The organism is Streptomyces sp. NPDC002309, assembly GCF_053593375.1.
In genome coordinates, this window is the sequence record NZ_JBSFCI010000056.1 from 17,830 (window position 1) to 40,468 (window position 22,639).

Genomic DNA, 22,639 nt, shown 5'->3' on the forward strand with positions numbered 1-22,639 from the left:
GCACGACCATTTCCTGACACTGCGTCAGTTCAGTAATCTGACAGTGCGTCAGTTCACTATGCCGTCACACGGAAGCGGGCGGGCCGATGCTTGGATCAACCCACGGCACCCTCACCACGGACGCCCGCCGGGCCCGGGTCATCGCCTGCGGCGACGGCCGGACCGGTCCCACCGTCCACGGCCGGGCGGCCGACATGGACGACCTCGACGTCAGCGGCCGTCCGCTGTACGCCGACGTCCCCGACCTGGACCGCTTCTTCCGTCCCGGCACCGTCGCCGTGGTCGGCGCCTCGGACGCCGAGGGGCGCCCGAACACCGGTGTCACACGGCAGCTGATCGGCTGGGCGGAGCGGGTCGGCGCGCGGCTGCACCCGGTGCACCCCACCCGGGACTCCGTCTTCGGTCTGCCCTGCGTGCCCTCCGTCGCCGACCTGCCCGAGCAGGTCGACCTCGCCGTGCTGCTGGTCGCCGACCCGCTCCCGGTCGTCGAGGAACTCGCCGAGGCCAAGGTCAGGTTCGCGGTGGCGTTCGCGTCCGGTTTCGCGGAGACCGGTGAGGAGGGCGCCGCCGCGCAGGCCCGGCTCGCCGCCGCCGTCCGCCGATCCGGGCTGCGCCTCCTCGGGCCGAACACCAACCTGAACGCCTTCGAGAACTTCCGCGAGGACCTCGACGGGCCGGCGATCGCGCTCATCACCCAGTCCGGCCACCAGGGCCGCCCCGTCTTCGCCCTCCAGGAACTCGGCATCCGCCTCTCCCACTGGGCCCCCACCGGCAACGAGGCCGACCTGGAGACCGCCGACTTCCTCTCCTACTTCGCCGAGCGCCCCGAGGTCGGCGCCATCGCCGCCTACGTCGAGGGCCTCAAGGACGGCAGGTCCTTCCTCCTCGCCGCCGACCGGGCCGCCCGGCGCAAGGTGCCGGTCGTCGCCGTCAAGGTCGGCCGCACGGAGACCGGCACGCGCACGGCCGCCTCCCACACCGGCAAGCTGACCGGCGCGGACGCGGTGGTGGACGCGGCGATGCGGCAGTACGGCGTCATCCGCGTCGACGGCCTCGACGAACTCCAGGACACCGCCGCCCTGCTGGCCCGCGCCCGGCCGCCGCGCGCCGACGGAGTGGTCGTCTACTCCATCTCGGGCGGCACCGGCGCGCACGTCGCCGACCTGGCGACCGCGGCGGGGCTGCGGCTGCCGACGCTGTCCGAGAGCCGGCAGGCGGAGCTGCACCGGTGGATACCGCCGTATCTGAACGTGGCCAACCCGGTCGACAACGGCGGTCACCCGGTCGGGGACCACCGCGGCCGGAAGATCATCGACGCGCTTCTCGCCGACCCGGAGGTCGGGGTGCTGATCTGCCCGGTCACCGGTCCGTTCCCGCCCCTGAGCGACCGGCTCGTGCGGGACCTCGTGGACGCGGCGGAGCAGACGGACAAGCTGGTGTGCGTGGTGTGGGGGTCGCCGGTCGGCACCGAGCCGGCGTACCGGGAGGTGCTGCTCGGATCCTCGCGCGTGGCGACCTTCCGCACGGTCGCCAACTGCCTCACCGCGGTCCGCGCCTACCTCGCCCACCACCGCTTCGTCAGCGACTACCGCTCCCCCTTCGACGACGCCCCGCGCACCCCCTCGCCCTCCTACCGCAAGGCGCGCGAACTGATGCGCCCGGGACAGCGGCTGAGCGAGCACGCGGCCAAGCAACTGCTGCGGGCGTACGGCATCCGGGTGCCGCGCGAGCAGTTGGTGACCAGCGCGGCGGCGGCCGTACGGGCAGCGGGGCTGGTCGGCTACCCGGTGGTGATGAAGGCGTCCGGCGCCCAGCTCGCGCACAAGACCGAGCTGGGCCTGGTGAAGATCGGCCTGACCTCCGCGGCCCAGGTCCGCGACGCCTACCGGGAGCTGACCGACATCGCCCGCTACGAGGGGGTCTCCCTCGACGGCGTCCTGGTCTGCCAGATGGTCGAGCAGGGCGTCGAGATGGTCGTCGGCGTCACCCACGACGACCTCTTCGGCCCGACCGTGACGGTGGGGCTGGGCGGAGTCCTGGTGGAGGTCCTGCGCGACACCGTCGTCTGCGTGCCGCCCTTCGGCGAGGACCAGGCCCGGGCCGCCCTCGCCGGGCTCCGCGGCCGCGCCCTCCTCGACGGTGTGCGCGGCCGGCCCCCGGCCGATCTGGACGCCCTCGTCGAAGTCATCCTCCGCGTCCAGCGCATGGCCCTCGAACTGGGCGACGACCTCGCGGAACTCGACGTCAACCCGCTCATGGTGCTGCCCCGGGGCCAGGGTGCGGTGGCACTGGACGCGCTGGCGGTGTGCCGCTGACATGGACAGTGCCGAGCAATGGGTACACCACCGGACCGAACAGCACGTCACCCGTCTCACCCTCGACCGCCCCGAGACCCTGAACGCCCTCACGCCCGCCATGCGTGACCGGTTGACCGGGCTGCTCGCGGACGCCTCCGCCGACCCCGCGGTGCGGGTCGTCGTCCTCGGGGGGACCGGGCGCGGCTTCTGCGCGGGGGCCGATCTGCGGGGCGCGGCGGGGGGTGGGGAGCGGGTCGCCGGGGACGTGGCACGGACGCTCCGGGTGGGCGCGCAGCGGCTGATCGCCGCCGTGCTCGACTGCGAGAAGCCCGTGATCGCCGCCGTGAACGGCACGGCGGCGGGCCTCGGCGCCCATCTAGCCCTCGCCTGCGACCTCGTGCTCGCCGCGGAGTCGGCCAGGTTCATCGAGGTGTTCGTCCGCCGCGCCCTGGTGCCGGACGGGGGCGGCGCGTATCTGCTGCCGCGCCTGGTCGGACCGCAGCGGGCGAAGGAGCTGATGTTCTTCGGCGCCGCGCTGACCGCCGCCGACGCCGAACGCCTCGGCCTGGTCAACCGTGTCGTACCGGACGACGGCCTGGACGCGACGACCGCCGAGTGGGCCGCGCGCCTCGCCGCCGCCCCCACCCGTGCCCTCGCGCTCACCAAGCAGCTCGTCAACGCCTCCCTCGACACCGACCGCGCCACCGCCTTCGCCGCGGAGGCCGCCGCCCAGGAGATCAACATGACGACCCGGGACGCCCAGGAGGGCCTGGCCGCCTTCAGGGAACGCAGGGACCCGGAGTACCGGGGGCGGTAGACGGCCCCTGTCCGCCCCTTCCTATCTGACGAGCCGTCAGTTTCAATGGGGGGTGTGATGGGACAAGCGGGGACGGCCGAGGCCGCCGTCCGGTATCTCAGGACCGTCGGGGCCGGGGGCCCCGTGGAGGCGCTGCCCCGACCGGAGTTGCGGTGTGTGCGCGACGACGAGCGGGCCCCCGTCGACCAGCGGGAGTTCCGCCGCGTCCTCGGGAGCTTCGCGACCGGCGTCACCGTCGTCACCGCGCCCGCGGCCGACGGCCCCGCCGGTTTCGCCTGCCAGTCCTTCTCCTCCCTCTCCCTCGACCCGCCCCTCGTCGCCTTCATGGTCGGCCGGGCGTCGACGACCTGGCCGCGCATCGCCCGCGCCGGGGTCTTCTGCGTGAACGTCCTGAGCGCCGGGCAGGGCGAGTTGTGCCGGGGGTTCGCGAGGAGCGGCGCCGACAAGTTCGCCGGGGTCGCGTACGACGCCGCGCCCGCCTCCGGCTCCCCCCGCCTCGCGGGCACCCTCGCCTGGATCGACTGCGCGATCCACGCGGTGCACACGGGCGGGGACCACCTCATCGTGGTGGGGCGGGTGGACGCGCTGGGGAGAGGGGACCGCGAGGACGGGGCGCCGCTGCTGTTCCACAACGGGCGGTTCGTCTGAGGCGGTCAGGGCAGGGCCGGCTCGGGCACCCGGAGCGCCCGCATCGTCATCCCGGACGCGGTGCGGCGCGCGCGCCGGGGCGCGCGCGCCCCGGCGCTCGGGGCCCCCGGGCTGCGAGGAACCGCCCACGGCCTCCCACGCACGCCGCTTCCTTCGTACGCCCTCGGCCTCGCGTGCCGCGCGAGGGACGACAACGGCACGCGTGCGATGCCTCAGCGAGCGGCGGCTGTGCCCACGGCCAGGGTGCTCCCGCCCCGCCGGATGACCAGCGCCATCAGCGCCGCCGCCGCGCACAACGCCCCGGAGGCGTACCATATCACGTCGTACGAGCCGAACGCGTCGCGCGCGACGCCGCCCGCGAAGGCCACCACCGCCGCGCCGACCTGGTGCGACGCCAGCACCCAGCCGAACACGATCGCGCTGTCCTCGCCGTACTGCTCCCGGCACAGCGCCATCGTGGGCGGCACGGTGGCGACCCAGTCGAGTCCGTAGAAGACGATGAAGAAGATCATCGGCGGATGCACGCCGGGCGCCAGCAGCATCGGCAGGAAGAGCAGGGAGACACCGCGCAGCGCGTAGTACACCGCCAGCAGCCGCCGCGCGTCGAACCGGTCGGTGAACCAGCCGGAGGCCACCGTGCCGACCACGTCGAACACCCCGATGACCGCGAGCAGCGAGGCCGCCGCGGTGATCGGCATGCCGTGGTCGTGGGCGGCGGGCACGAAGTGGGTCTGGATCAGTCCGTTCGTGGAGGCGCCGCAGATCGCGAACGTCCCGGCCAGCAGCCAGAAGGGCCCCGTCCGGACGGCGGACAGGAGCACCCGCACCGCCCGCCGCGCCGCGCCCGGCACGGGCTCCGGCTTCGGCACGAACTCCTTCGCGCCGTAAGGCTTCAGGCCCACGTCCGCCGGGTGGTCGCGCAGCAGCAGCCACACGAAGGGCACCACCGCGAGGGCCGCGAGCGCCACCGTGACGGCGGCCGGCCGCCAGTCGCGGGTCGCCACGATCCAGGACAGCACCGGCAGGAAGATCAGCTGCCCGGAGGCCGAGGCGGCGGTGAGGACGCCGGTGACCAGGCCGCGCCGCTCGGTGAACCAGCGGTTGGTCACGGTCGCCGCGAACGCCAGCGCCATCGACCCGCTGCCGAGACCGACGAGCAGGCCCCAGCACAGCAGCAGCTGCCAGGCCGCCGTCATCCAGACCGTCGCGCCCGAACCGATCGCGATCACCGTCAGCGCGCCCGCGACCACCCTCCGGATGCCGAAGCGGTCCATCAGCGCGGCGGCGAAGGGCGCGGTGAGGCCGTACAGGGCGAGGTTGACGGAGACCGCCGCGCCGATCGTGCCGCGCGACCAGCCGAACTCCTGGTGCAGCGGGTCGATCAGCAGACCGGGCAGGGAGCGGAAGGCGGCGGCCCCGATGATCGTCACGAAGGCGACGGCGACGACGAACCACGCCCGGTGGATCCGCGGACGCCCCGGTTCCGACTTCCGCGCGACGGCGGCGTCTTCACCCGCGTCTCCACCGGCAGCTGCGGCTTCACTTGTCTGGGTCACGGCATAGAGCTTCGGCCCTGCGAACCGCGCGAACGAGTGGCCCGAAGGACAGCATTCACTAGGATCGGGCCATGGACTCGTCCGCCGCGCCCTTCCGTCCCCACCGTGTCGTCGTCCTCGCCCTGGACGGCCTGCTCCCCTTCGAGCTGGGCATCCCGCACCGGATCTTCGGACGCCCCAGGGACGCCCAGGGCCGGCTGCTGTACGAGGTCGTCACCTGCTCGGTCCGGCCACCGGGCCCGGTCGACACCGACGCCGACTTCTCGATCCACGTCGGCCACGGCCCCGAGGCCCTCGCCACCGCCGACACCGTGATCATCCCGGCGTCGTACGCACTCGGCCCGGTCCACGAGGAGGGCGTCCTCACCGACGAGCTGGCCGCCGCCCTGGCCCACCTCCGCCCCGGCACCCGCCTCGCCGCCATCTGCACCGGCGGATACGTCCTGGCCGCCGCCGGCTACCTCGACGGCCGCCCGGCGACCACGCACTGGGCGGACGCCGACCGCTTCCAGCGGCTCTTCCCGCGCGTCAGGGTCGACCCGGAGGTCCTCTACATCGACGACGGCGACGTCCTGACCTCGGCGGGCGTCGCCGCCGGCATCGACCTGTGCCTGCACATCGTGCGCCGCGACCACGGCACGGCGGTCGCCAACGAGGTCGCCCGGCGGACCGTCGTCCCCCCGCATCGCGACGGCGGGCAGGCGCAGTACATCCAGCGGCCGCTGCCCGAGCCGCGGCAGTCGTCCACGACCACCGCCCGCGCCTGGGCGCTCGGGCGGCTGCACGAGCCGATCCAGCTGCGCGACATGGCCGAGCAGGTGGCCATGTCGGTCCGCACCTTCACGCGCCGGTTCCGCGAGGAGGTCGGCGTCAGCCCGGGCCAGTGGCTCACCCAGCAGCGCGTCGAGCGCGCCCGCCATCTCCTGGAGTCCACGGGGCTGTCCGTCGAACAGATCGCCCACGACGCGGGGTTCGGCACGGCCCAGTCGATGCGCCAGCACCTCCAGGCGGCGCTCGGTGTGACGCCGACGGCGTACCGGCGGACGTTCCGGACCGAGGGAAGCACCGCCGCGCCCCCCGCCGCCAGAACGTGAGCACGGCTCAGCCAGCGCTTTGCATAAGTGAGTCGGCCGTCCTCCGACCCGAAAACAGAACTCCCGGCCGCCTCACGCCCGTAACCCCGGGCAATGAGCCCGCGCGACTCCGCTGCACCACAAGCTGCGTACGATGCACGCAATAACACAAGTGCTCTCATCAAGGCCGGTATTGACACGATCCATACAGGCACATCGCATCAAGAAAGCGACAGGACCGGGTCTCGATGACCATCGATTGAGTAATGTGAAACGTGAACCACGCTGGAGCGAAAGCGAATCGGGCGACCATTGGTGCCCGGCTCAAAGAATCCGGTACTGGTTGCCTGTCTAGTAAGAAAGAGCACTTCATGTACAAGATCGGAAAGTCCCTGCTGGGTGCGACCGCGGGTCTCGCCCTGGGATTCGGCGTCCTCGGCGCCACCCCCGCCGCCGCGTACACCGGCCCCGCGCAGAGCGACAACTACTGGGTGTGCACGAACTACAACCTGACCGGGACGTGCGCCTACGGCCCCGCCAAGCTCGAGGGGGCGGGCAAGGGCAACCTGGCCCCGGCCTACAACGACAAGGTGTCGTCGCTTCACACGAACGAGTACGGCATCATCACGTACAGCGACTGGGACTTCAAGGGTACGGTCGGTCATTTCTCGGCGAACTGGCGCTGGGACCAGCTGAACGCGCCCTACAACGACACCATCACCTCGATGAAGAACATGTGACGAGGTCGAACCGGGGGGCAGGGGAAACCATATCCCCTGCCCCCCGGTCGCTTTTGATCGGCTGCACGGCCGAGCTTCCATGAGCCGCACTGAACAGACAGTGGCGGCCGCTTCAGGGCGGCCGGCTCACCCTTTTCCCCTTCTGCTGAATTCTTCTCCTTGCCGTGGTGATTCGCGATGTCCAATATTCCTGGTGCTCTCTGTGCGTCCATTCGTAGGCGCGGTACTTCGCCGCGTGAGGCCCTTGCGTCGCCGCGACGGTCGCGAAGTGCCGTCGGCCGGCGGCGCGGTCTCTTCGGGCTCGTGGCGCTGACCGGCCTGGGGATCACCGCACTGGCGGGGTGCGGTTCCTCACCGGCCGGGCCCCCGGCCGGTGACGCGGCTTCCTCGCGGCAGATGGTCCAGCTCCTGGAAACATTGCTCCCGGACGGAGAGAAGTCGGCGCGGCAGGGGCAGGGAGTGACGGCGAACGGTGGTCCTTCGCCGTTCGCCGAGTTGGTCTTCGGGCGCGGCGGGCAGTCGGCGCGGGTACAGGTGGTCCTGAACTGGAACCCGGTGCCGGTGCCCGCGATGCTCTCGGAATGTCCGGACTCCGCGTACCACCCCTACAGCCGGTGCACCAAGACGGCGTTGCCCGCCGGAGCGAGTCTGGTGCGGGACGAGTCGCCGATGGACCAGAAGGATCCGTCCGGTGCCAAGCAGCTGACCGTGCGGCTCACCGCGAAGGACGGCAAGCAGGTCTTCGTCACCGCGGCCGACGCCACGAGAACGCCGGCTGCCGACAGGGCCGGTTCGTTCCCGTTGACGCTCGAACAGCTGGCCGCTGTAGCGACGTCCCTGACATGGCGACCTGTCCTCGCCGCCATGCCTGAGCCTCCGTCCGGTGCGCTGGACGACCGCCACTCCCCGATGACGGGACCGCAGATCAGCCGGCTGCTCCAGGAACTCCTGCCGAACCGGCTCGACGCCGGACAGGAAGGCGGATCCGACGGGTTCGGGCATGTAGTGGTCGATGACGGAAAGGGCGGGAGCCTGCTGGCGGCCAACGTCCAGCGGTGGAAGCCCGACGACCCCGACATGGCCGCACTGTTCGAGAAGGCCGAGACGCTGCCCGACGGTACCCGCGTCAGCGTGCGCAAGGGCCTTCCGGAGAAGGGCGGCAAGGGCACGGTGGAGTGGACCGCCGACGTCTTCCGCGACAACGGATTCCGCGTCGTCGTGTCGGCTCTCAACTCGCCCGCCTACCCCCTGTCCGCCACCCGTCCCGACCCCGCGCTGACCACCGCTGAACTCAAGGAGATCGCTTTGAGTCCTCTCTGGCAGAAGTCCGCGTCCCGCTGACCGTGTCCGACGGCACCCTGCGGCCCCCGGCCCCGGTACCCCACCGCGAAGAACGTCAGCACCGCCCGCTCCACCCGCCGCCCTCAGAACGTCAGCACCGCCCGCGCCACCCGTCCCGCCTCCGCGTCGGCCCGTGCCTTGTCGAAGTCCTCGACCGGGTAGGTGCGGCTGACCAGTTCGTCGAGCAGGAGGAGGCCCTGCCGGTACAGCTCGGCGTACAGGGCGATGTCCCGCTGGGGCCGGGAGGAGCCGTAGCGGCAGCCGAGGACGGACTTGTCCAGGTACATCGAGGAGACCACGAAGGACGCCTCGGCCCCCGCCGGCGGGACCCCCAGCAGGACGGCCTGGCCGCGCCGGTCGAGCAGGTCGATCGCCTGCCGGATCAGCTCCACCCGCCCGACGCACTCGAAGGCGTGGTCCGCTCCCGTCGGCAGGATCTCGCGCACGCCGTCCGTCGAGGTCAGGAAGTGGGTCGCCCCGAACCGCCGGGCCACCTCCTCCTTCGCGGGGTTGGTGTCCACCGCCACGATCTGCAGCGCGCCCGCGAGCCGCGCGCCCTGGAGGACGTTCAGCCCGATGCCGCCGGTGCCGATCACGAGGACGCTGTCACCGCGCTCCACGCGGGCCCGGTTCAGCACGGCGCCGACGCCGGTCAGCACCCCGCACCCGATGAGCGCGGCCGAGGTCAGTGGGATGTCGTCGGGGATCCGCACCGCCTGCACGGCCTTCACCACCGTCCGCTCCGCGAACGCCGAGTTGGAGGCGAACTGGTGCAGCGGCAAACCGTCCCGGGTGAAGGGCCTCCCCGGCCGCCCGATCGCCCGCCGGCACATCGTCGGCCGCCCCCGGTCGCAGTCGGCGCAGGTCCCGCAGTTGGCGAGCGTGGACAGCGACACATGGTCGCCGGGCGCCACGTGCCGGACGCCCTCCCCCACCGCCTCCACGACGCCGGCGCCCTCATGGCCCAGCACCACCGGGACGGGGAAGGGTATGGTCCCGTCCACCACGGACAGATCGCTGTGGCACAGCCCGGCCGCCGCGAGCGTCACCCGCACCTCGCCGGGCCCGGGGTCCCGGACCTCCAGGTCGTCCACGACCTGGACCTGCTTTCCGTCGAAGACCACGCCTCTCATGACGACGCCCCCCTCGGTTCCCTCGGCAGACCGAGCACCCGCTCGGCGATGATCGTGCGCTGGATCTGGTCCGAGCCGCCGTAGACGGTGTCGGCCCGGCTGAACAGGAACATCCGCTGGAACTCGTCGAGTTCGTACGGCGCCGGCTGCGACCAGGGCACCGGCCCGACCCCGGCCGCCGCCCCCCGCACCTGCATCGCCAGCTCCCCCAGCCGCTGATGCCAGCCGCCCCACAGCAGCTTGGCCACGCTCGACGCGCCCGCGTCCCCCGAACCCCCCAGGGTCCGCAGCGCGTTCCACCGCATCAGCCGCAGCTCGGCCCACTGCCGCACCAGCCGCTCCCGTACGACCGGATCGCCCACCGCCCCCGAGTCGAGGGCCGCCCGCACCACCCGCTCCAGCTCCTCGGCGAACCCCACCTGCTGGGCCAGCGTCGACACCCCCCGCTCGAAGCCGAGCAGGCTCATCGCGACCCGCCAGCCCGCGCCCTCCCCGCCGACCAGGTGCTCCACGCGCGCGCGTGCCCCGTCGAAGAAGACCTCGTTGAAGTCGCTCGTGCCGGTCAGCTGCCGGATGGGCCGCACCTCGATCCGCCCCGGCTGGTCCATCGGCACCAGCAGGAAGCTCAGCCCGTGATGCCGCCGCGACCCCGCGTCCGTGCGCGCCAGCACGAAGCACCAGTCCGCCTCGTGCGCCAGCGAGGTCCAGATCTTCTGCCCGGTGATCCGGTAGTGGGTCCCGCCCGGCTCCCGTACCGCCGCGGTGCGCACCCCCGCCAGGTCCGAGCCCGCGCCGGGCTCGCTGTACCCCTGGCACCACAGCTCGTCCCCGGACGCGACCGGCGGCAGGAAGCGGGCCTTCTGCTCCTCGCTGCCGTGCAGGACGAGGGTCGGGGCGAGCAGGTTCTCGCCGATGTGCCCGGAGCGGGGCGGCGCCGCCGACCGGGCGTACTCCTCGGCCCAGGCGACCTGCTGCGTCAGCGAGGCCGTCCGGTTGCCCCACCCGTCGGCGCCCCATCCGATCCCGATCCACCCCGCCTTGCCGAGCGTCCGTTCCCACGCGCGACGGTCCTGCGCGTCCCCGGCGTGCGCGGCCAGCCAGGCCCGCGCCTCGCCGCGAAACACCTCGTCCTCGACGGTGAACCCGAAGTCCACGGCGCCCTCCCAAGATTCCGTCCGACACCGACGCCCCGAGGGGCACGGAACTGCATCGACACAGGGCCGGCCGGGTCGACGCGGCCGCGCCCGCCACACCACGAGGGCCCCGAGCCCGTTCTGAGGCGTTCGGCCACTGCCCCGCTCCCGCGGCCCGCTCCACCCACGCCACCCGAGCCCCGTTCTCAGGTGTTCGGCCGCTCCCCCGCTCTCGCCGCCCGCTCCATGCCCGCCACCCGCTCCAGCATCGGCATCGGATCCGTCCCGACGGACCCCGGCAGGAACGCGGCGATCCGCTCGGGCGTCCACGCCCCCTCGGAGTAGGCCGAGCGCAGTTCGCGGGGCTGCGCCCACACCGCGATCTTCGGGCCCGCGATCGTGTAGACCTGTCCGGTGATGCCGGCCTCGCGGGCCCGCGCGGACAGCAGGTACACCACCAGTGCCGCCACGTCCTCGGGCTCCCCGATCTCCGCCAGCTCCGTCGGCACGTTCGCCGACATCCGGGTACGGGCCACCGGCGCCACCGCGTTCGCGGTCACCCCGTACTTGTGCAGCCCCAGCGCGGCACTGCGCACCAGCGAGATGATCCCGCCCTTCGCCGCGCTGTAGTTGGCCTGCGACACGGACCCCTGGTGGTTACCGCTGGTGAACCCGATCAGGGTGCCGCCCCGCTGCCGCCGCATCACCGCGGAGGCGGCCCGGAAGACCGTGAACGTGCCCTTGAGGTGAGTGGCGACCACCGGGTCCCACTCCTGCTCGGTCATGTTGAACAGCATCCGCTCGCGCAGGATGCCGGCGACGCAGACGACCCCGTCGAGCCGCCCGTACTCCGCCAGCGCCACGTCGACCACGCGCTGTCCGCCGGCCATGGTGGAGATGTCGTCGGCCACCGCGACGGCCTCGCCGCCGGCGGCCTCGATCTCCTTGACCACGGCGTCCGCGATCGCGCTGGTGGGCGATGCCCCGTCGACGGCCACCCCGTAGTCGTTGACGACGACCCGTGCTCCCTCGGCGGCCGCGGCGAGCGCGACCGCACGGCCGATGCCGCGTCCCGCCCCCGTCACGACGACGACCTCGCCGGCCAAGAAGTTCCCCACGCCCGGCCCCTTCCCGCAGTTTCTGACGGTCCGTTAGATTCTATGACCCGTCAGATGCCCGGACACAAGCCCCGGGGAGGGTCCATGTCGTTGCCGGCCGAGTTCCACGAGATCGCCAAGCGCGTGAACAACTGGGGTCGATGGGGGGCGGACGACGAGCTCGGGACGCTCAACCTGATCACCGACGAGGTGGTCCGCCGGGCCTCCGGAGAGGTCCGCACGGGGCGGCGGGTACCGCTCGCGCTGCCGCTGCGCCAGGACGGCGTGCAGACCGGGATGATCCCCGGGCGGGTCAATCCGCTGCACGTCATGGTGCAGATCAACCAGGAACTGTTCGGGCCCGGCACCGTCGCGTGCAGCGACGACGCGGTGACCATGGGACTCCAGGCGGGCACCCACTGGGACGCCCTGCCCCACGTCTCGCACTCGGGCCGGCTCTACAACGGGCGGCCCGCGGGCACGGTCACCGCGCACGGCGGCGCGGAGTTCAGCGGGATCGGCACGGTGCGCCATCTCGTCTCGCGCGGGGTCCTGCTGGACGTCGCCCGCGCGCGGGGCACGGACCGGCTGGACGGCGGCCACGCGGTCACCCCCGAGGACCTGGACGCAGCGGAGGAACTCGCGGGCACGCGCGTGCGCGCCGGAGACGTCGTTCTCGTCAGGACGGGGCAGATCCAGGCGTACCTCGCCGGGGACAGACACGGATACGCCTATCCCTCGCCGGGGCTGTCACTGCGTACACCCGGGTGGTTCCACGCGCACGACGTGGCGGCCGTCGCGAACGACACCCTCACGTTCGAGATCTTCCCCCCGGAGACGGACGACCTGTGGCTGCCCGTGCACGCGCTGCACCTGGTGGAGATGGGGATGCCGCAGGGCCAGAACTGGAATCTCGAAGAGTTGTCCACAGCCTGTGGACAGACCGGGCGCTACGCGTTCCTGTTGTCGGCGACACCCGAGCCGTTCACCGGGGCGACGGGGGCGCCGGTGGCGCCGGTCGCCGTGCTGTAGCGGCGTGCGGACGGGCGGGACGGGCGGTCATTCCGGATGGCGGCGCGTGCGCGCCCGCCCCGAGCACGGCACCACACGCCGCCATCCGGCTCCGGCGTACCCGCCCCGGCCCCCCACGCCCCGGTCGGCGAACCACGCCGAAACGCGACTCGCACTCGACGAGGGCCTCCGTCACCGAAACCCTCGCCGTCCCCTCGCGGCGACTCGCTGCCCCCAGGGTGATCAGCCGGGCACGCCGCGTCAACAGCCGTCCCGGGGATCTGCCGGTTATGTCCTGTACGGCACAGGCGCGCACGGAAGCACACACGGGCGCACGTCCCGCCACCGGACCCGACGCCTCCCGCGCCGTCGCGCTCGCGCCCCGGATACGACCCGGGCGGCCTCAGACGGCCTCGTACGCGAGCCCTTCGTACCCCTCGTACCCGTCGAGCCCTTCCAGGCTCTCGCAGGCGGGCAGCGCGCCGCCGCCGTACGTCACGGCCGTGGTGCGGGGTTCGGCGCAGCGGTCCAGTTCGCACCAGATCTGCTTGCCGGCGCCGTCGGGGCTCCAGCCCCAGCGGTCGGCGAGACCGTCGACCAGCGCGAGGCCCCGGCCGCCGGTCTCGTCGCCGTCCACCCAGCGGGGGACGGGGGCGCGGGTGCAGCCGTCGGCGACCTCGACGCGGACGGTGGCCGGCTGGGGCAGGGAGAGACGCAGTACGGCGGGGCGGCCCGTGTGCACGACGGCGTTGGTGACAAGTTCGGAGACGAGCAGGATCAGCGTCTCGGCGAGCGGTTCATCGGCAGCTATGCCGCACCCGGCAAGCCGCGAGCGGGCCCACCGCCGGGCGCGCCCCACTTCCGCGGGGTCGGGCCGGATCTCCAGCTGCACTTGAAGCACCTGCACCGCTCACACCATCCGAACCGGTGGACACAGAGGCTCGCGCCTCAGGAGGGCCACGATCGTAGCCATTTTCTGCATGACCAGAACAACGGCCAGAGCGGGGATCACGGAACGTGAATCCCTTACGCACCAGCATGGTTGACGTACAGTCACCCCAACAAGCGCTTCGGGCATATTCCAGCGCGAAGGAGTACCCGTGCGGCATACTGTGCGACGCTCGTCGCAGGGTGTCGAACGGGCGGCGGAACAAGGCCCGTCACCGGCGCGGTTCGAGCTCGGAACCTCTCGCATCCCACACAAGGTACCGGAGCGGACCTTCGACTCCAGGACGTGACGAGTCACACCTAGGACACAAGCCGGTATCAACGCTCCGTAATCCCGGTATGCCACATTCCGCGACATCGCGTTTCGCGGGATCACCGGGACCGCAGGCGGGAACCCGTCAGACCGCTTCGGCCCGCAGGTCGCGCGCCAGAAGTTCCTCACTCTCCGTGACCTCGCCCGCACGTTCGGTCCGCACCCAGGCCCGCTTCAGATGCAGGTGCACCTCTGCCTCCCAGGTGAAGCCCATGCCGCCGTGCACCTGGAGGCAGTCGCGGGCGCCCCGCACGGCGGCCTCGTCGGCGAGCAGCCGGGCCGCGGCGACGTCCACCGGGTCCGCCGTGACGGCCGCCGCGTACACGGCGGCGCGTGCCACCTCCACCCGGACCAGGGACCTCGCGCACAGCTGCTGAACGGCCTGGAAGGCGCCGATCGGCCGTCCGAACTGCTCACGGGCCCGGGCGTGTTGCGCCGCCAGCTCGCACGTGCGCACGGCCGAGCCGAGCTGCTCGGCCGCGGTGAGCAGCACGGCCACCGGATCCGCCGTCCCCCGGGCCCCCGGCACCCGGTGGAGCGGCGTGAGCGGATCCACCGACCGCAGCGGCAGCGCCCCGGAGGCGTCGCCGCGCACGGCGTCGGCCTGCGTCAGCCACTCCACCAGCCCGCCCGCGCCGACGGCGGCCACGACGGCCGACCCGTCCGCCGCGCCGGGGACCTCGCCCGCCGCGAGGTGCGTGGCCACCAGGGGACCGGGCAGCAGTGCCCGGCCGGCCTCCTCGAACGCCAACGCGGCCTCCGGCAGCCCGAGTCCCACGCCGCCCCGCTCCTCCGGCAGACGCAGCGCGAAGAACCCCGCCGTACCCAGCTCCCGCCACAGCGCCCGGTCCAGCACGGGCTCCGCCCCCGCGGCCGCCCGGCGCGCCCCCGCGTCGAAGCGCCGGTCGAGCAGCTGCCGCAGCGCGGACCGCAACGCGCGCTGCTCCTCGGTCAGTTGAAAGCGCACGGCTACCGCCCCTTCGGCAGGCCGAGAATCCGTTCGGCCACGATCGTGTGCTGGATCTGCGAGGTGCCGGCCGCGATCGTGTACGACAGCGAGGACAGCCGGTCGAGCGTCCAGGGCCGGTCCAGGTCGAGCGCCTCGGGACCCAGGACGTCGGCGGCGGCGTCGTAGAGGTCCTGGCGCGCGTGCGAGTACCTCAGTTTGAAGACCGAACCCCCGACCCCCGGGACCCTGCCCGACGCCTCCGCCTCGCTCACGTTCCACTGGGTGAGCCGCCACAGCGCCCGGAACTCGGCGTTCAGCCGCCCCAGCCGCCGGCGCAGCACCGGATCGTCCCACCGGCCGTTGCCGCGGGCCTCGCGCGCCAGCTCGCCCAGCACCCGGCGGCAGGCCACCACCTCGCCCACGAACGCCGTGCCGCGCTCGAACGACAGCGTCACCATGGTGACCCGCCAGCCGTCGTTCTCGTCGCCCACGCGGTTGGCGACCGGCACGCGCACCTCGTCGAGGAACACCTCGGCGAACTCGGCCGACCCGGCGAGGGTGCGCAGCGGCCGCACGGTGATGCCCGGCGCGTCCATGGGCATGGCCAGCCAGCTGATCCCCCGGTGCCGGGGCGCGGCGGGGTCCGTGCGGACCAACAGCTCGCACCAGTCGGCGACTTCGGCGTGCGAGGTCCAGATCTTGGATCCGGACACCACGTAGTCGTCGCCGTCCCGCCACGCGCGGGTGCGCAGCGCCGCAAGGTCGGACCCGGCCTCGGGTTCGCTGAAGCCCTGGCACCAGACCTGCTCGCCGCGCAGGACGGGCGGGAGCCAGCGGGCGCGCTGCTCCTCGGTCCCCTCGGCGGCGATGGTGGGCCCGGCGTGCAGCAGCCCGACGAAGTTGGCGCCCACGTAGGGGGCGCCCGCCCGTTCGGTCTCCTCCAGGAAGATCAGCCGCATGGTCGGGGACGCGTCCCAGTGGACGTCGCCGTACCCGGCGTCGTACAGCGTCCGCTGCCAGCCGAGGTCGTAGGCGCGCCGCCCCGGCCAGTCGTCCGGGGTCGGCTTGGCCGGCAGGGTGGGCAGCACGCCCTTCAGCCACTCCCGCAGGCCGGCCCGGAACTCCTCCTCCTCGGGCGTGTACGTCAGGTCCACTACCGGTCCAGGTCGAGGTCCAGCATGCGGATGGCGTTGCCCCGCATCAGCTTGTGGACGGTCTCGTCGTCGAGGTCCTTGACGTGGTCGAGGGCCACCTCCTTGGTGTGCGGGAAGGTGGAGTCGACGTGCGGGTAGTCGGTCTCGAAGGTGGCGTTGTCGCGCCCGACGACGTCCAGGGACGCGACGCCGTGCTTGTCGCGGAAGAAGCAGCAGAAGATCTGGCGGTAGTAGTACGTCGACGGCGGCTCCGGGATCAGGTCCCGGACGCCGCCCCAGGCGCGGTGCTCCTCCCAGACGTCGTCGGCGCGCTCCAGGGCGTACGGGATCCAGCCCATCTGCCCCTCGGAGTAGGCGAGCTTGAGCCGCGGGAAGCGCACCAGGACGCCGCTGAAGAGGAAGTCCATCATCGAGGCCATCGCGTTGTTGAACGAGAGCGAGGCCTGCACGGCGGGGGGTGCGTCCGGGGACGCGGCCGGCATCTGGGACGACGAGCCGATGTGCATGTTGACCACCGTCCCGGTCTCCTGGCAGACGGCGAAGAAGGGGTCCCAGTAGCCCGAGTGGATGGACGGCAGCCCCAGATGGGTGGGGATCTCGGAGAACGTCACGGCCTTCACGCCGCGTGCGGCGTTGCGCCGGATCTCCGCGACGGCGAGGTCGATGTCCCACAGCGGGATCAGGCAGAGCGGGATCAGCCGCCCGCCGCTGTCGCCGCACCACTCCTCGACCATCCAGTCGTTGTAGGCGCGCACGCAGGCCAGGGCGACCTCCTTGTCGTGCGCCTCGGCGAAGGTCTGCCCGCAGAAGCGCGGGAAGGTCGGGAAGCACAGACTGGCCTCGACGTGGTTGAGGTCCATGTCCGCCAGCCGCGCCTTGGGATCCCAGCAGCCGCGCCGCATCTGCTCCCGGGTGATGCCCTCCAGGGTCATCTCGTCCCGGTCGAAGCCGACGGCGGCGATGTTGCGCTTGTACGGGAACTTCAGGTCCTCGTAGATCCACCAGTCGGTGGGCTGGCCGTCCGGGTCCATGGTGATCTGGTACTTGCCGCCGACGTAGGCGAGTTCGCCGATGCCCGCGGTGAGCGGCTGGGGGCCGCGGTCCCGGTACCTGGCGGGCAGCCAGGTCTCGAAGAGGTGCGCGGGCTCGATCACGTGGTCGTCGACGCTGATGATGCGGGGCAGTTCGGTCATGGGTCCCCCTCCGCGGAGATACGGATCTGATGACCCGTCAGATGACGCCGTACGGGAAGGCTAGTCCCGCACCCCTGGACCGACAAGGCGCCGAGCCCTACGCTCACCCCACTATCTGACTAGTCGTCAGCTCACCGGGGGCCACCGTGACCCTGCACACCACCGCGCACGAGCTCGGCACCGCGCCCACCCTCTGGGACCTGCTCGTCCGCCGCGCCGACCGCACCCCTGACCGACCCGTCCTGCTCCAGGACGACCGCACCGTCACGTTCGGCGCGCTGCGCGAGGGCGCCGAACGCGCCGCCGCCGGGCTGTACGGCATGGGCGTACGCCCCGGAACGGTCGTCGCCTGGCAGTTGCCCACCCGCGTCGAGACGGCGGTGCTCACCTTCGCGCTCGCCCGCCTGGGCGCCGTGCAGACCCCGCTCATCCCGTTCCTGCGCGACCGCGAGGTGGGTTACGCGCTGCGCGAGTCGGGCGCCGAGTACTTCGCCGTGCCGGGCACCTGGCGCGGCTTCGACCACACCGGCATGGCCCGGCGGCTCGGCGCGAAGGGGGTCTTCGAGGCGTACGACGACCTGCCCGACGGCGACCCCTCGGTCCTGCCCGCGCCCCCCGCCGAGGGCACCGGCGTCCGCTGGATCTACTGGACCTCGGGCACGACCTCCGACCCCAAGGGCGTCCTGCACACGGACCGCTCCCTGATCGCGGGCGGCACCTGCCTGGCGCACGCCCTGCGCCCCACCGCCGACGACGTCGGGTCGATCGCCTTCCCGTACGCCCACATAGGCGGCCCCGACTACACGGTGATGCTGCTGCTGTACGGCTTCCCGGCGCTGCTGCTGGAGCAGTTCGCGCTGCCGGACGCGCTGCCGGCGTACCGCGCGCACGGGGTGACGATCGCCGGCGGCTCCACGGCGTTCTACTCGATGTTCCTGGCCGAGCAGCGCAAGCGGCCCGGAAGTCCCGTCGTCCCGACCCTGCGGCTGCTCGCGGGCGGCGGCGCGCCGAAACCGCCCGACGTCTACCACGCCGTCGTCCGCGAGATGGGCGTCCAGCTCACCCACGGGTACGGCATGACAGAGGTCCCGATGATCACCATGGGCGCCCCGGACGACACCGCCGAGAACCTGGCGACGACCGAGGGGCGCCCGCCGCTGGGCATGGAGATACGGATCGTCGACGGCGAGGTGCGGCTGCGCGGCGAGGCCGTCTGCCGGGGCTATCTCGACCCGGCGCAGACGGCGGAGGCGTTCGACGAGAACGGCTTCCTGCGCACCGGCGACCTCGGAGAGCTCACCGCCGACGGCCATCTGGTCCTCACCGGCCGGCTCAAGGACGTGATCATCCGCAAGGGCGAGAACATCTCCGCGAAGGAGATCGAGGAACTGCTGCACCGGCATCCGGCGGTCGCGGACGTGGCGGTGATCGGACTGCCGGACGCGGAACGCGGGGAGCGGGTCTGCGCGGTGGTCGAGCAGCCGCCGGAGGCGGCCCCGCCGACCCTGGAGGACCTGACGTCGTACCTGCGCGCGGAAGGACTGTCGGTGCACAAGCTGCCGGAGCAACTGGAGCTGGTCGACGCCCTTCCGCGCAACGACACCCTGCGCAAGGTGCTCAAGTACAAGCTCAGGGAGCGCTTCTCGGCTACTCGGGGACGGTGAAGTAGCGGGCGAACGCGGAGATGATCTCCGTCTCGCTCACCTTGTCGTCGCCGTCGGCGTCGAGCGAGCCGGCCGCGGCGCGCGCGCTGTCGCCGGGGACACCCAGCGCCCGCAGCACGCGTGCGAGGTCCTCCACGGTGGCCTCGCCGTCGCCGTCCGGGTCGGCGACGGCGAGGGCCGCGTGCAGGAAGGGGCGGGCGATCTCGGCGAAGCGGTCGGGGTTGTCACGCAGTCGCTTGACGGCGCCGCCCACGAACTCCTCACGGGTGATGCGCTGGTCACCGTCCCGGTCCGCTATTCCGGCCATGCCCTGCCAGAAGGCCTCGGCGCCGCCGTACAGCGCCTGGCCCTTGTCGGAGCGGGACGCCGTGGCGAACTCCGCGAGGAGTGCCTTGGCCGCGCCGCTGAAGTCCTCGCGGTCGATATAGCCGTTGCCGTCCTGGTCGAAGGTGGCGAACCGGGCCGCGATCCTGCGCTCGTACTCGCTGCTGACCATGTCCTTCAGGCCGCCTCACGTCATGTCGGGGTGCTTCTCGCCAGGGAGCGTACGACGCCGCGGACCCTTCTGGAGCGGGAAAACGACGGTTGTGCCAAGACCGGGGGAATTTGGGGACAACGACGTGGCGGGGAGTTCACGCGGAGAGGGGACCGGCGTCGGCCGAGGTCGCGGAGGCCAGGTCGGGATGCACGTCGAACAGCCGCCGCACCCCCAGCGCGCCCAGCACCCGGTTGACGTGCGAGCCGTCGGACGCGCCCTGGGCCGGGAGGATCAGCCGCAGCCGCCCCTGGCAGGAGCGCAGCAGCCGACGGGCCGCGATCAGCACGCCCACACCGCTGGAGTCGCAGAACCAGACCTCGGAGAGGTCGAGGACGAGACTGTGGCGGCCCTCGGCCACCGCGTCGTGCACCCGCCCGCGGAGCACCGGCGAGGTCACCAGGTCCAGCTCGCCCGACACATGGAGCACGGCCCAGTCGCCCTGCTCGCCGCCGGTCACCTTGAACGCCACCACCATGCCCTTCGTCGCCGGAACGTGCGGAAACGGCCGGAACCGCCGGGAAACGGAAGTAGTCCCTACGCTTCCTTGCGGCGCGGCTGCCCAGCGGCCGTTCCCTGAAACACCTTGCCGGAAACGAAACCCAAACGGAAAAGGCTTGATTCAATCGCATTCGATCCTGTTCGATCAGGTCTGGACTTCTACGGGGTGGGTAGGCGCGGCATGAAGGCGCACTACCACCTGCGAGCGGCCGAGGGGCGCGCATTGGCACAAAGGGGCGTGCGTTGTCCTGAGTGCCGACTACATTCGAGGTGGCGATGGACGCAGGCTGGACACCGGGACGTATCACGGGGAGGGGGCCGCATGGCGAAGAAGGAGACACCGCCCCGCTGGGACCGCAAGATGCAGCAGCGACTCGCGCGCGGTGAGGCGGCCGCCCTCGGCGAGCTCTACGACCGCTTCGCCTCGCTCGTCCACGGCCTGGCCCATCGCGTGCTCGACGACGAGCGGGCCGCCGACGGCATCACCCGCGAGGTCTTCATACACCTCTGGGAACACCCCGACGCCTACGACCCCAGGCAGGGCCCCCTCCGCTCCTGGGTGGCGACCCTGACCCACCGCCTGGCCGTGCAGCGCCTGCGCGCCACCGAGACCGCGGCCCTCGCCGAAGGCGACCACGGCTCCGGCGAGGACCTCGAACTCAAGGTCCGCCACGCCTCCGTCGCCGCCCGCGCCGACTACATCGTCCAGTCCATGCCCGCCCCGCTGCGGGCCGCCCTGGAGGGCGCCTACTTCCAGCGCCGCGACTACCGCCAGACCGCCATCGACCTCGGCATCACCGAAGACGAGGCACGCCGCCGCCTCCGGCTGGGCCTGCAGCTCCTCTCCACGGCCCACGACGCCGGCGCACCGCCGGAATACGGAGGTGCGGTGTGACGGACCCGGAACACCACGAGCACGACGGGCACGACGAGAAGGAGAGGAACGAGAGCAAAACCCCGCACACCCCGGCCCACCAGCCGCGCGTACCGCTGCCGAGGACCTCGGTCGAGGACACGGGCCTGCCCCTGCCCGCCCTGGACACGTTGCGCGCGTCGTACCCGCACCTCGACCACCACGTCCTGAAGTCCCTGCTGGGCGCGTGGGCGCTGGCCGCCTGCTCCTCCGAGGAGACGCTCGCCGTCGAGGACCACCTGGGCCTGTGCGGGAACTGCGCCGACGAGGCCCGGCGGCTGCGCGAGGCGGTCGGCCTGCTGCAACGCCCCGACAGCCTCGACCTCGACCCCGGCCTGCGCACCCGTGTCCTGGCGACCTGCCTCGACCGGCGCCCGCCCCGCATCCCCGTCCCCGAGTGGGCCAGGCCCTACGACGCCGAGGCAGCGCGGCTGGACGCCCTGCTCCAGGACTTCGGCGACGCCGAGTGGCACGCGCCGGTGCGGCTGCGCTGGTTCGACGGCACGGAGCCGGCCAGCCGCCGCACGACCGTCGCCGGCGTCATCGCCCACCTCCTGGCGGTCGACGGCCTGATCGCCGTCGCCCTCGGACTGGAGGACCCGCTGGGCGACACCGACGCCGACCCGCCGACGCCGACGGCCCGCACCGAGGCGTACTGGAGGGCTTCGCACTTCCCGCCGACCCGCACCGTCCGGGCGCCCTGGCGCGAGCAGGGCCACGGCATCGTGCGCACGGTGTCCTTCACCGGCGGCAGCGCGGGCAAGCTGGGTGTGGCGTACGGCGTGGGCGAGCTGCCGCTGCACGACGCGATGATCGAGCGGGCCTTCGAGTGCTGGGTGCACGCGGAGGACATCGCGGTCGCGGTGGACTACCCCTACGACCCGCCGTCGGGCCGCCACCTCAACCGCATGATCGACCTGGCGGCCCGTCTGCTCCCCACGGCCCTCGCGGAACGCCGCCGCGCGGGCCTGGCGAGCCCCGCCCGGACCTCCCGCCACCTGGTCCCCGCCGGCACCCCGGGCCGCACCCTGCGCCTGGAGATCGAGGGCTCCGGGGGCGGCGAGTGGCTGATCCCCCTGGACTCCCCGGCGGAGGTGGCCTCCGCCGAACACGAGGTGGCCCACGTGGCCCTGGACGGCGTCGAGTTCTGCCGCCTGGCCGCGGGCCACGTCTCCCCCGACGACGCGGCGGCAGGACAGCTGGGCGACCGCGAGGCCATCAGGGACGTCCTCCTGGCGGCAGCATCCCTGAGCCGCATGTAGCACCCACAACAAGGAACCCGGACCCTCGCCCACGCGGAGCCGCACCCACCCACGGCCAAGGAACCGGCCCCCCGCCCGGGCGCACGATCCCGCACCCGCCCACGACGAGGGAACCGGACCCCGCCCGCGCGGAGCCGCACCCGCCCACGGCGGGAAGGGGTCGGGCCGCGCGGACCCGCAGTCGCACGCGGCGGGAAGGGGTCGGGCCGGGGTGGACCCCCAACGCGCGGACCCGCACTCGCCCACGGCGGGAAGGGGTCGGGCCGGGGGGTGTCCGCCCGCAGCGGTTGGCGCGTCAACCCGGGTAAGTCGGTGAGAGACCGATTCCGCGCCGTTCCGAGGACGGACACCCCCCGGCCCG

General features: G+C 72.7%; 20 protein-coding genes. 10 read left to right on the forward strand and 10 right to left on the reverse strand.

Annotated features, from left to right (window positions below):
• Positions 1-86: 86 nt before the first annotated feature.
• Genes ACWCPM_RS31725 through ACWCPM_RS31735 form a run of 3 tightly spaced genes read left to right on the forward strand, consistent with a single transcriptional unit; the run spans position 87 to position 3,762 of the window.
• Positions 87-2,315: an acetate--CoA ligase family protein gene (locus ACWCPM_RS31725; protein WP_450979714.1), complete on the forward strand. Its 2,229-nt coding sequence runs from the start codon at positions 87-89 to the stop codon at positions 2,313-2,315.
• A 1-nt stretch (position 2,316) separates the two neighbouring features.
• The gene (locus ACWCPM_RS31730; RefSeq protein WP_450979715.1) at positions 2,317-3,114 is read left to right on the forward strand and encodes an enoyl-CoA hydratase/isomerase family protein; all 798 of its coding nucleotides are present in this window, start codon (positions 2,317-2,319) and stop codon (positions 3,112-3,114) included.
• Positions 3,115-3,171: 57 nt separating this feature from the next.
• Entirely contained in the window at positions 3,172-3,762 is a 591-nt protein-coding gene (locus ACWCPM_RS31735; RefSeq protein WP_450979731.1) for a flavin reductase family protein, read from the forward strand.
• A gap of 212 nt (positions 3,763-3,974) precedes the next feature.
• Here ACWCPM_RS31735 and ACWCPM_RS31740 read toward each other — a convergent pair whose 3' ends face one another.
• A complete protein-coding gene (locus tag ACWCPM_RS31740) occupies positions 3,975-5,318 on the reverse strand; it encodes an MFS transporter (protein WP_450979716.1) in 1,344 nt (447 codons plus the stop codon).
• A 71-nt stretch (positions 5,319-5,389) separates the two neighbouring features.
• On the opposite strand from ACWCPM_RS31740, the gene ACWCPM_RS31745 reads away from it, so the two are divergent.
• The 3 genes from ACWCPM_RS31745 (at position 5,390) to ACWCPM_RS31755 (ending at position 8,472) form a co-directional block, all read left to right on the forward strand.
• Complete coding sequence (locus ACWCPM_RS31745; protein ID WP_450979717.1) at positions 5,390-6,412, forward strand: GlxA family transcriptional regulator; 1,023 nt, start codon at positions 5,390-5,392, stop codon at positions 6,410-6,412.
• Between the two features lie 350 nt (positions 6,413-6,762).
• Positions 6,763-7,131, forward strand: coding sequence for a hypothetical protein (locus ACWCPM_RS31750; RefSeq protein ID WP_450979718.1), 369 nt, complete (start codon positions 6,763-6,765; stop codon positions 7,129-7,131).
• Between the two features lie 303 nt (positions 7,132-7,434).
• Positions 7,435-8,472, forward strand: coding sequence for a hypothetical protein (locus ACWCPM_RS31755; protein WP_450979719.1), 1,038 nt, complete (start codon positions 7,435-7,437; stop codon positions 8,470-8,472).
• Positions 8,473-8,555: 83 nt separating this feature from the next.
• Here ACWCPM_RS31755 and ACWCPM_RS31760 read toward each other — a convergent pair whose 3' ends face one another.
• The 3 genes from ACWCPM_RS31760 to ACWCPM_RS31770 form a co-directional block, all read right to left on the reverse strand.
• Entirely contained in the window at positions 8,556-9,605 is a 1,050-nt protein-coding gene (locus tag ACWCPM_RS31760) for a Zn-dependent alcohol dehydrogenase (protein WP_450979720.1), read from the reverse strand.
• Positions 9,602-10,759, reverse strand: coding sequence for an acyl-CoA dehydrogenase family protein (locus ACWCPM_RS31765; RefSeq protein ID WP_450979721.1), 1,158 nt, complete (start codon positions 10,757-10,759; stop codon positions 9,602-9,604). Before ACWCPM_RS31765 ends, ACWCPM_RS31760 begins: the two co-directional genes overlap by 4 nt.
• Positions 10,760-10,944: 185 nt before the next feature.
• Complete coding sequence (locus ACWCPM_RS31770; RefSeq protein WP_450979722.1) at positions 10,945-11,856, reverse strand: SDR family NAD(P)-dependent oxidoreductase; 912 nt, start codon at positions 11,854-11,856, stop codon at positions 10,945-10,947.
• An 84-nt stretch (positions 11,857-11,940) separates the two neighbouring features.
• On the opposite strand from ACWCPM_RS31770, the gene ACWCPM_RS31775 reads away from it, so the two are divergent.
• Positions 11,941-12,867, forward strand: coding sequence for a cyclase family protein (locus ACWCPM_RS31775; protein WP_450979723.1), 927 nt, complete (start codon positions 11,941-11,943; stop codon positions 12,865-12,867).
• A 382-nt stretch (positions 12,868-13,249) separates the two neighbouring features.
• On the opposite strand, the gene ACWCPM_RS31780 is transcribed toward ACWCPM_RS31775, so the two are convergent.
• The 4 genes from ACWCPM_RS31780 to ACWCPM_RS31795 all read right to left on the reverse strand — a co-directional run bounded on the left by ACWCPM_RS31780 (position 13,250) and on the right by ACWCPM_RS31795 (position 17,403).
• Complete coding sequence (locus ACWCPM_RS31780) at positions 13,250-13,738, reverse strand: ATP-binding protein (protein ID WP_450979732.1); 489 nt, start codon at positions 13,736-13,738, stop codon at positions 13,250-13,252.
• 454 nt (positions 13,739-14,192) lie between these two features.
• Positions 14,193-15,074 (reverse strand): acyl-CoA dehydrogenase family protein, encoded by an 882-nt coding sequence (locus ACWCPM_RS31785; RefSeq protein ID WP_450979724.1) that lies wholly within the window; start codon positions 15,072-15,074, stop codon positions 14,193-14,195.
• 2 nt (positions 15,075-15,076) lie between these two features.
• The gene (locus ACWCPM_RS31790; RefSeq protein WP_450979725.1) at positions 15,077-16,210 is read right to left on the reverse strand and encodes an acyl-CoA dehydrogenase; all 1,134 of its coding nucleotides are present in this window, start codon (positions 16,208-16,210) and stop codon (positions 15,077-15,079) included.
• Positions 16,210-17,403, reverse strand: coding sequence for an amidohydrolase family protein (locus ACWCPM_RS31795; protein WP_450979726.1), 1,194 nt, complete (start codon positions 17,401-17,403; stop codon positions 16,210-16,212). Before ACWCPM_RS31795 ends, ACWCPM_RS31790 begins: the two co-directional genes overlap by 1 nt.
• Positions 17,404-17,555: 152 nt before the next feature.
• Between ACWCPM_RS31795 and ACWCPM_RS31800 the strand changes: the two genes are divergently transcribed.
• Entirely contained in the window at positions 17,556-19,067 is a 1,512-nt protein-coding gene (locus ACWCPM_RS31800) for a class I adenylate-forming enzyme family protein (RefSeq protein ID WP_450979733.1), read from the forward strand.
• Here ACWCPM_RS31800 and ACWCPM_RS31805 read toward each other — a convergent pair.
• Positions 19,051-19,563 (reverse strand): EF-hand domain-containing protein, encoded by a 513-nt coding sequence (locus ACWCPM_RS31805; protein ID WP_450979727.1) that lies wholly within the window; start codon positions 19,561-19,563, stop codon positions 19,051-19,053. The two genes, ACWCPM_RS31800 and ACWCPM_RS31805, sit on opposite strands and share 17 nt — an antisense overlap.
• A gap of 136 nt (positions 19,564-19,699) precedes the next feature.
• Complete coding sequence (locus tag ACWCPM_RS31810) at positions 19,700-20,080, reverse strand: STAS domain-containing protein (RefSeq protein WP_450979728.1); 381 nt, start codon at positions 20,078-20,080, stop codon at positions 19,700-19,702.
• A 345-nt stretch (positions 20,081-20,425) separates the two neighbouring features.
• Between ACWCPM_RS31810 and ACWCPM_RS31815 the strand changes: the two genes are divergently transcribed.
• Together ACWCPM_RS31815 and ACWCPM_RS31820 are read left to right on the forward strand one after the other, a co-directional pair.
• Positions 20,426-20,998 carry a sigma factor gene (locus ACWCPM_RS31815; protein ID WP_450979729.1) on the forward strand — a complete coding sequence of 191 codons (573 nt, stop codon included), beginning with the start codon at positions 20,426-20,428 and terminating at the stop codon, positions 20,996-20,998.
• Positions 20,995-22,278: an MDMPI N domain containing protein gene (locus tag ACWCPM_RS31820; RefSeq protein ID WP_450979730.1), complete on the forward strand. Its 1,284-nt coding sequence runs from the start codon at positions 20,995-20,997 to the stop codon at positions 22,276-22,278. Before ACWCPM_RS31815 ends, ACWCPM_RS31820 begins: the two co-directional genes overlap by 4 nt.
• Positions 22,279-22,639: the final 361 nt, after the last annotated feature.

Coding starts and splice junctions, on each gene's coding strand:
- ACWCPM_RS31725 (WP_450979714.1), top strand. CDS start 87: ATGCTTGGATCAACCCACGGCACCCTCACCACGGACGCCCGCCGGGCC.
- ACWCPM_RS31730 (WP_450979715.1), top strand. CDS start 2,317: ATGGACAGTGCCGAGCAATGGGTACACCACCGGACCGAACAGCACGTC.
- ACWCPM_RS31735 (WP_450979731.1), top strand. CDS start 3,172: ATGGGACAAGCGGGGACGGCCGAGGCCGCCGTCCGGTATCTCAGGACC.
- ACWCPM_RS31745 (WP_450979717.1), top strand. CDS start 5,390: ATGGACTCGTCCGCCGCGCCCTTCCGTCCCCACCGTGTCGTCGTCCTC.
- ACWCPM_RS31750 (WP_450979718.1), top strand. CDS start 6,763: ATGTACAAGATCGGAAAGTCCCTGCTGGGTGCGACCGCGGGTCTCGCC.
- ACWCPM_RS31760 (WP_450979720.1), bottom strand. CDS start 9,605: ATGAGAGGCGTGGTCTTCGACGGAAAGCAGGTCCAGGTCGTGGACGAC.
- ACWCPM_RS31775 (WP_450979723.1), top strand. CDS start 11,941: ATGTCGTTGCCGGCCGAGTTCCACGAGATCGCCAAGCGCGTGAACAAC.
- ACWCPM_RS31795 (WP_450979726.1), bottom strand. CDS start 17,403: ATGACCGAACTGCCCCGCATCATCAGCGTCGACGACCACGTGATCGAG.
- ACWCPM_RS31805 (WP_450979727.1), bottom strand. CDS start 19,563: ATGGTCAGCAGCGAGTACGAGCGCAGGATCGCGGCCCGGTTCGCCACC.
- ACWCPM_RS31810 (WP_450979728.1), bottom strand. CDS start 20,080: ATGGTGGTGGCGTTCAAGGTGACCGGCGGCGAGCAGGGCGACTGGGCC.
- ACWCPM_RS31815 (WP_450979729.1), top strand. CDS start 20,426: ATGGCGAAGAAGGAGACACCGCCCCGCTGGGACCGCAAGATGCAGCAG.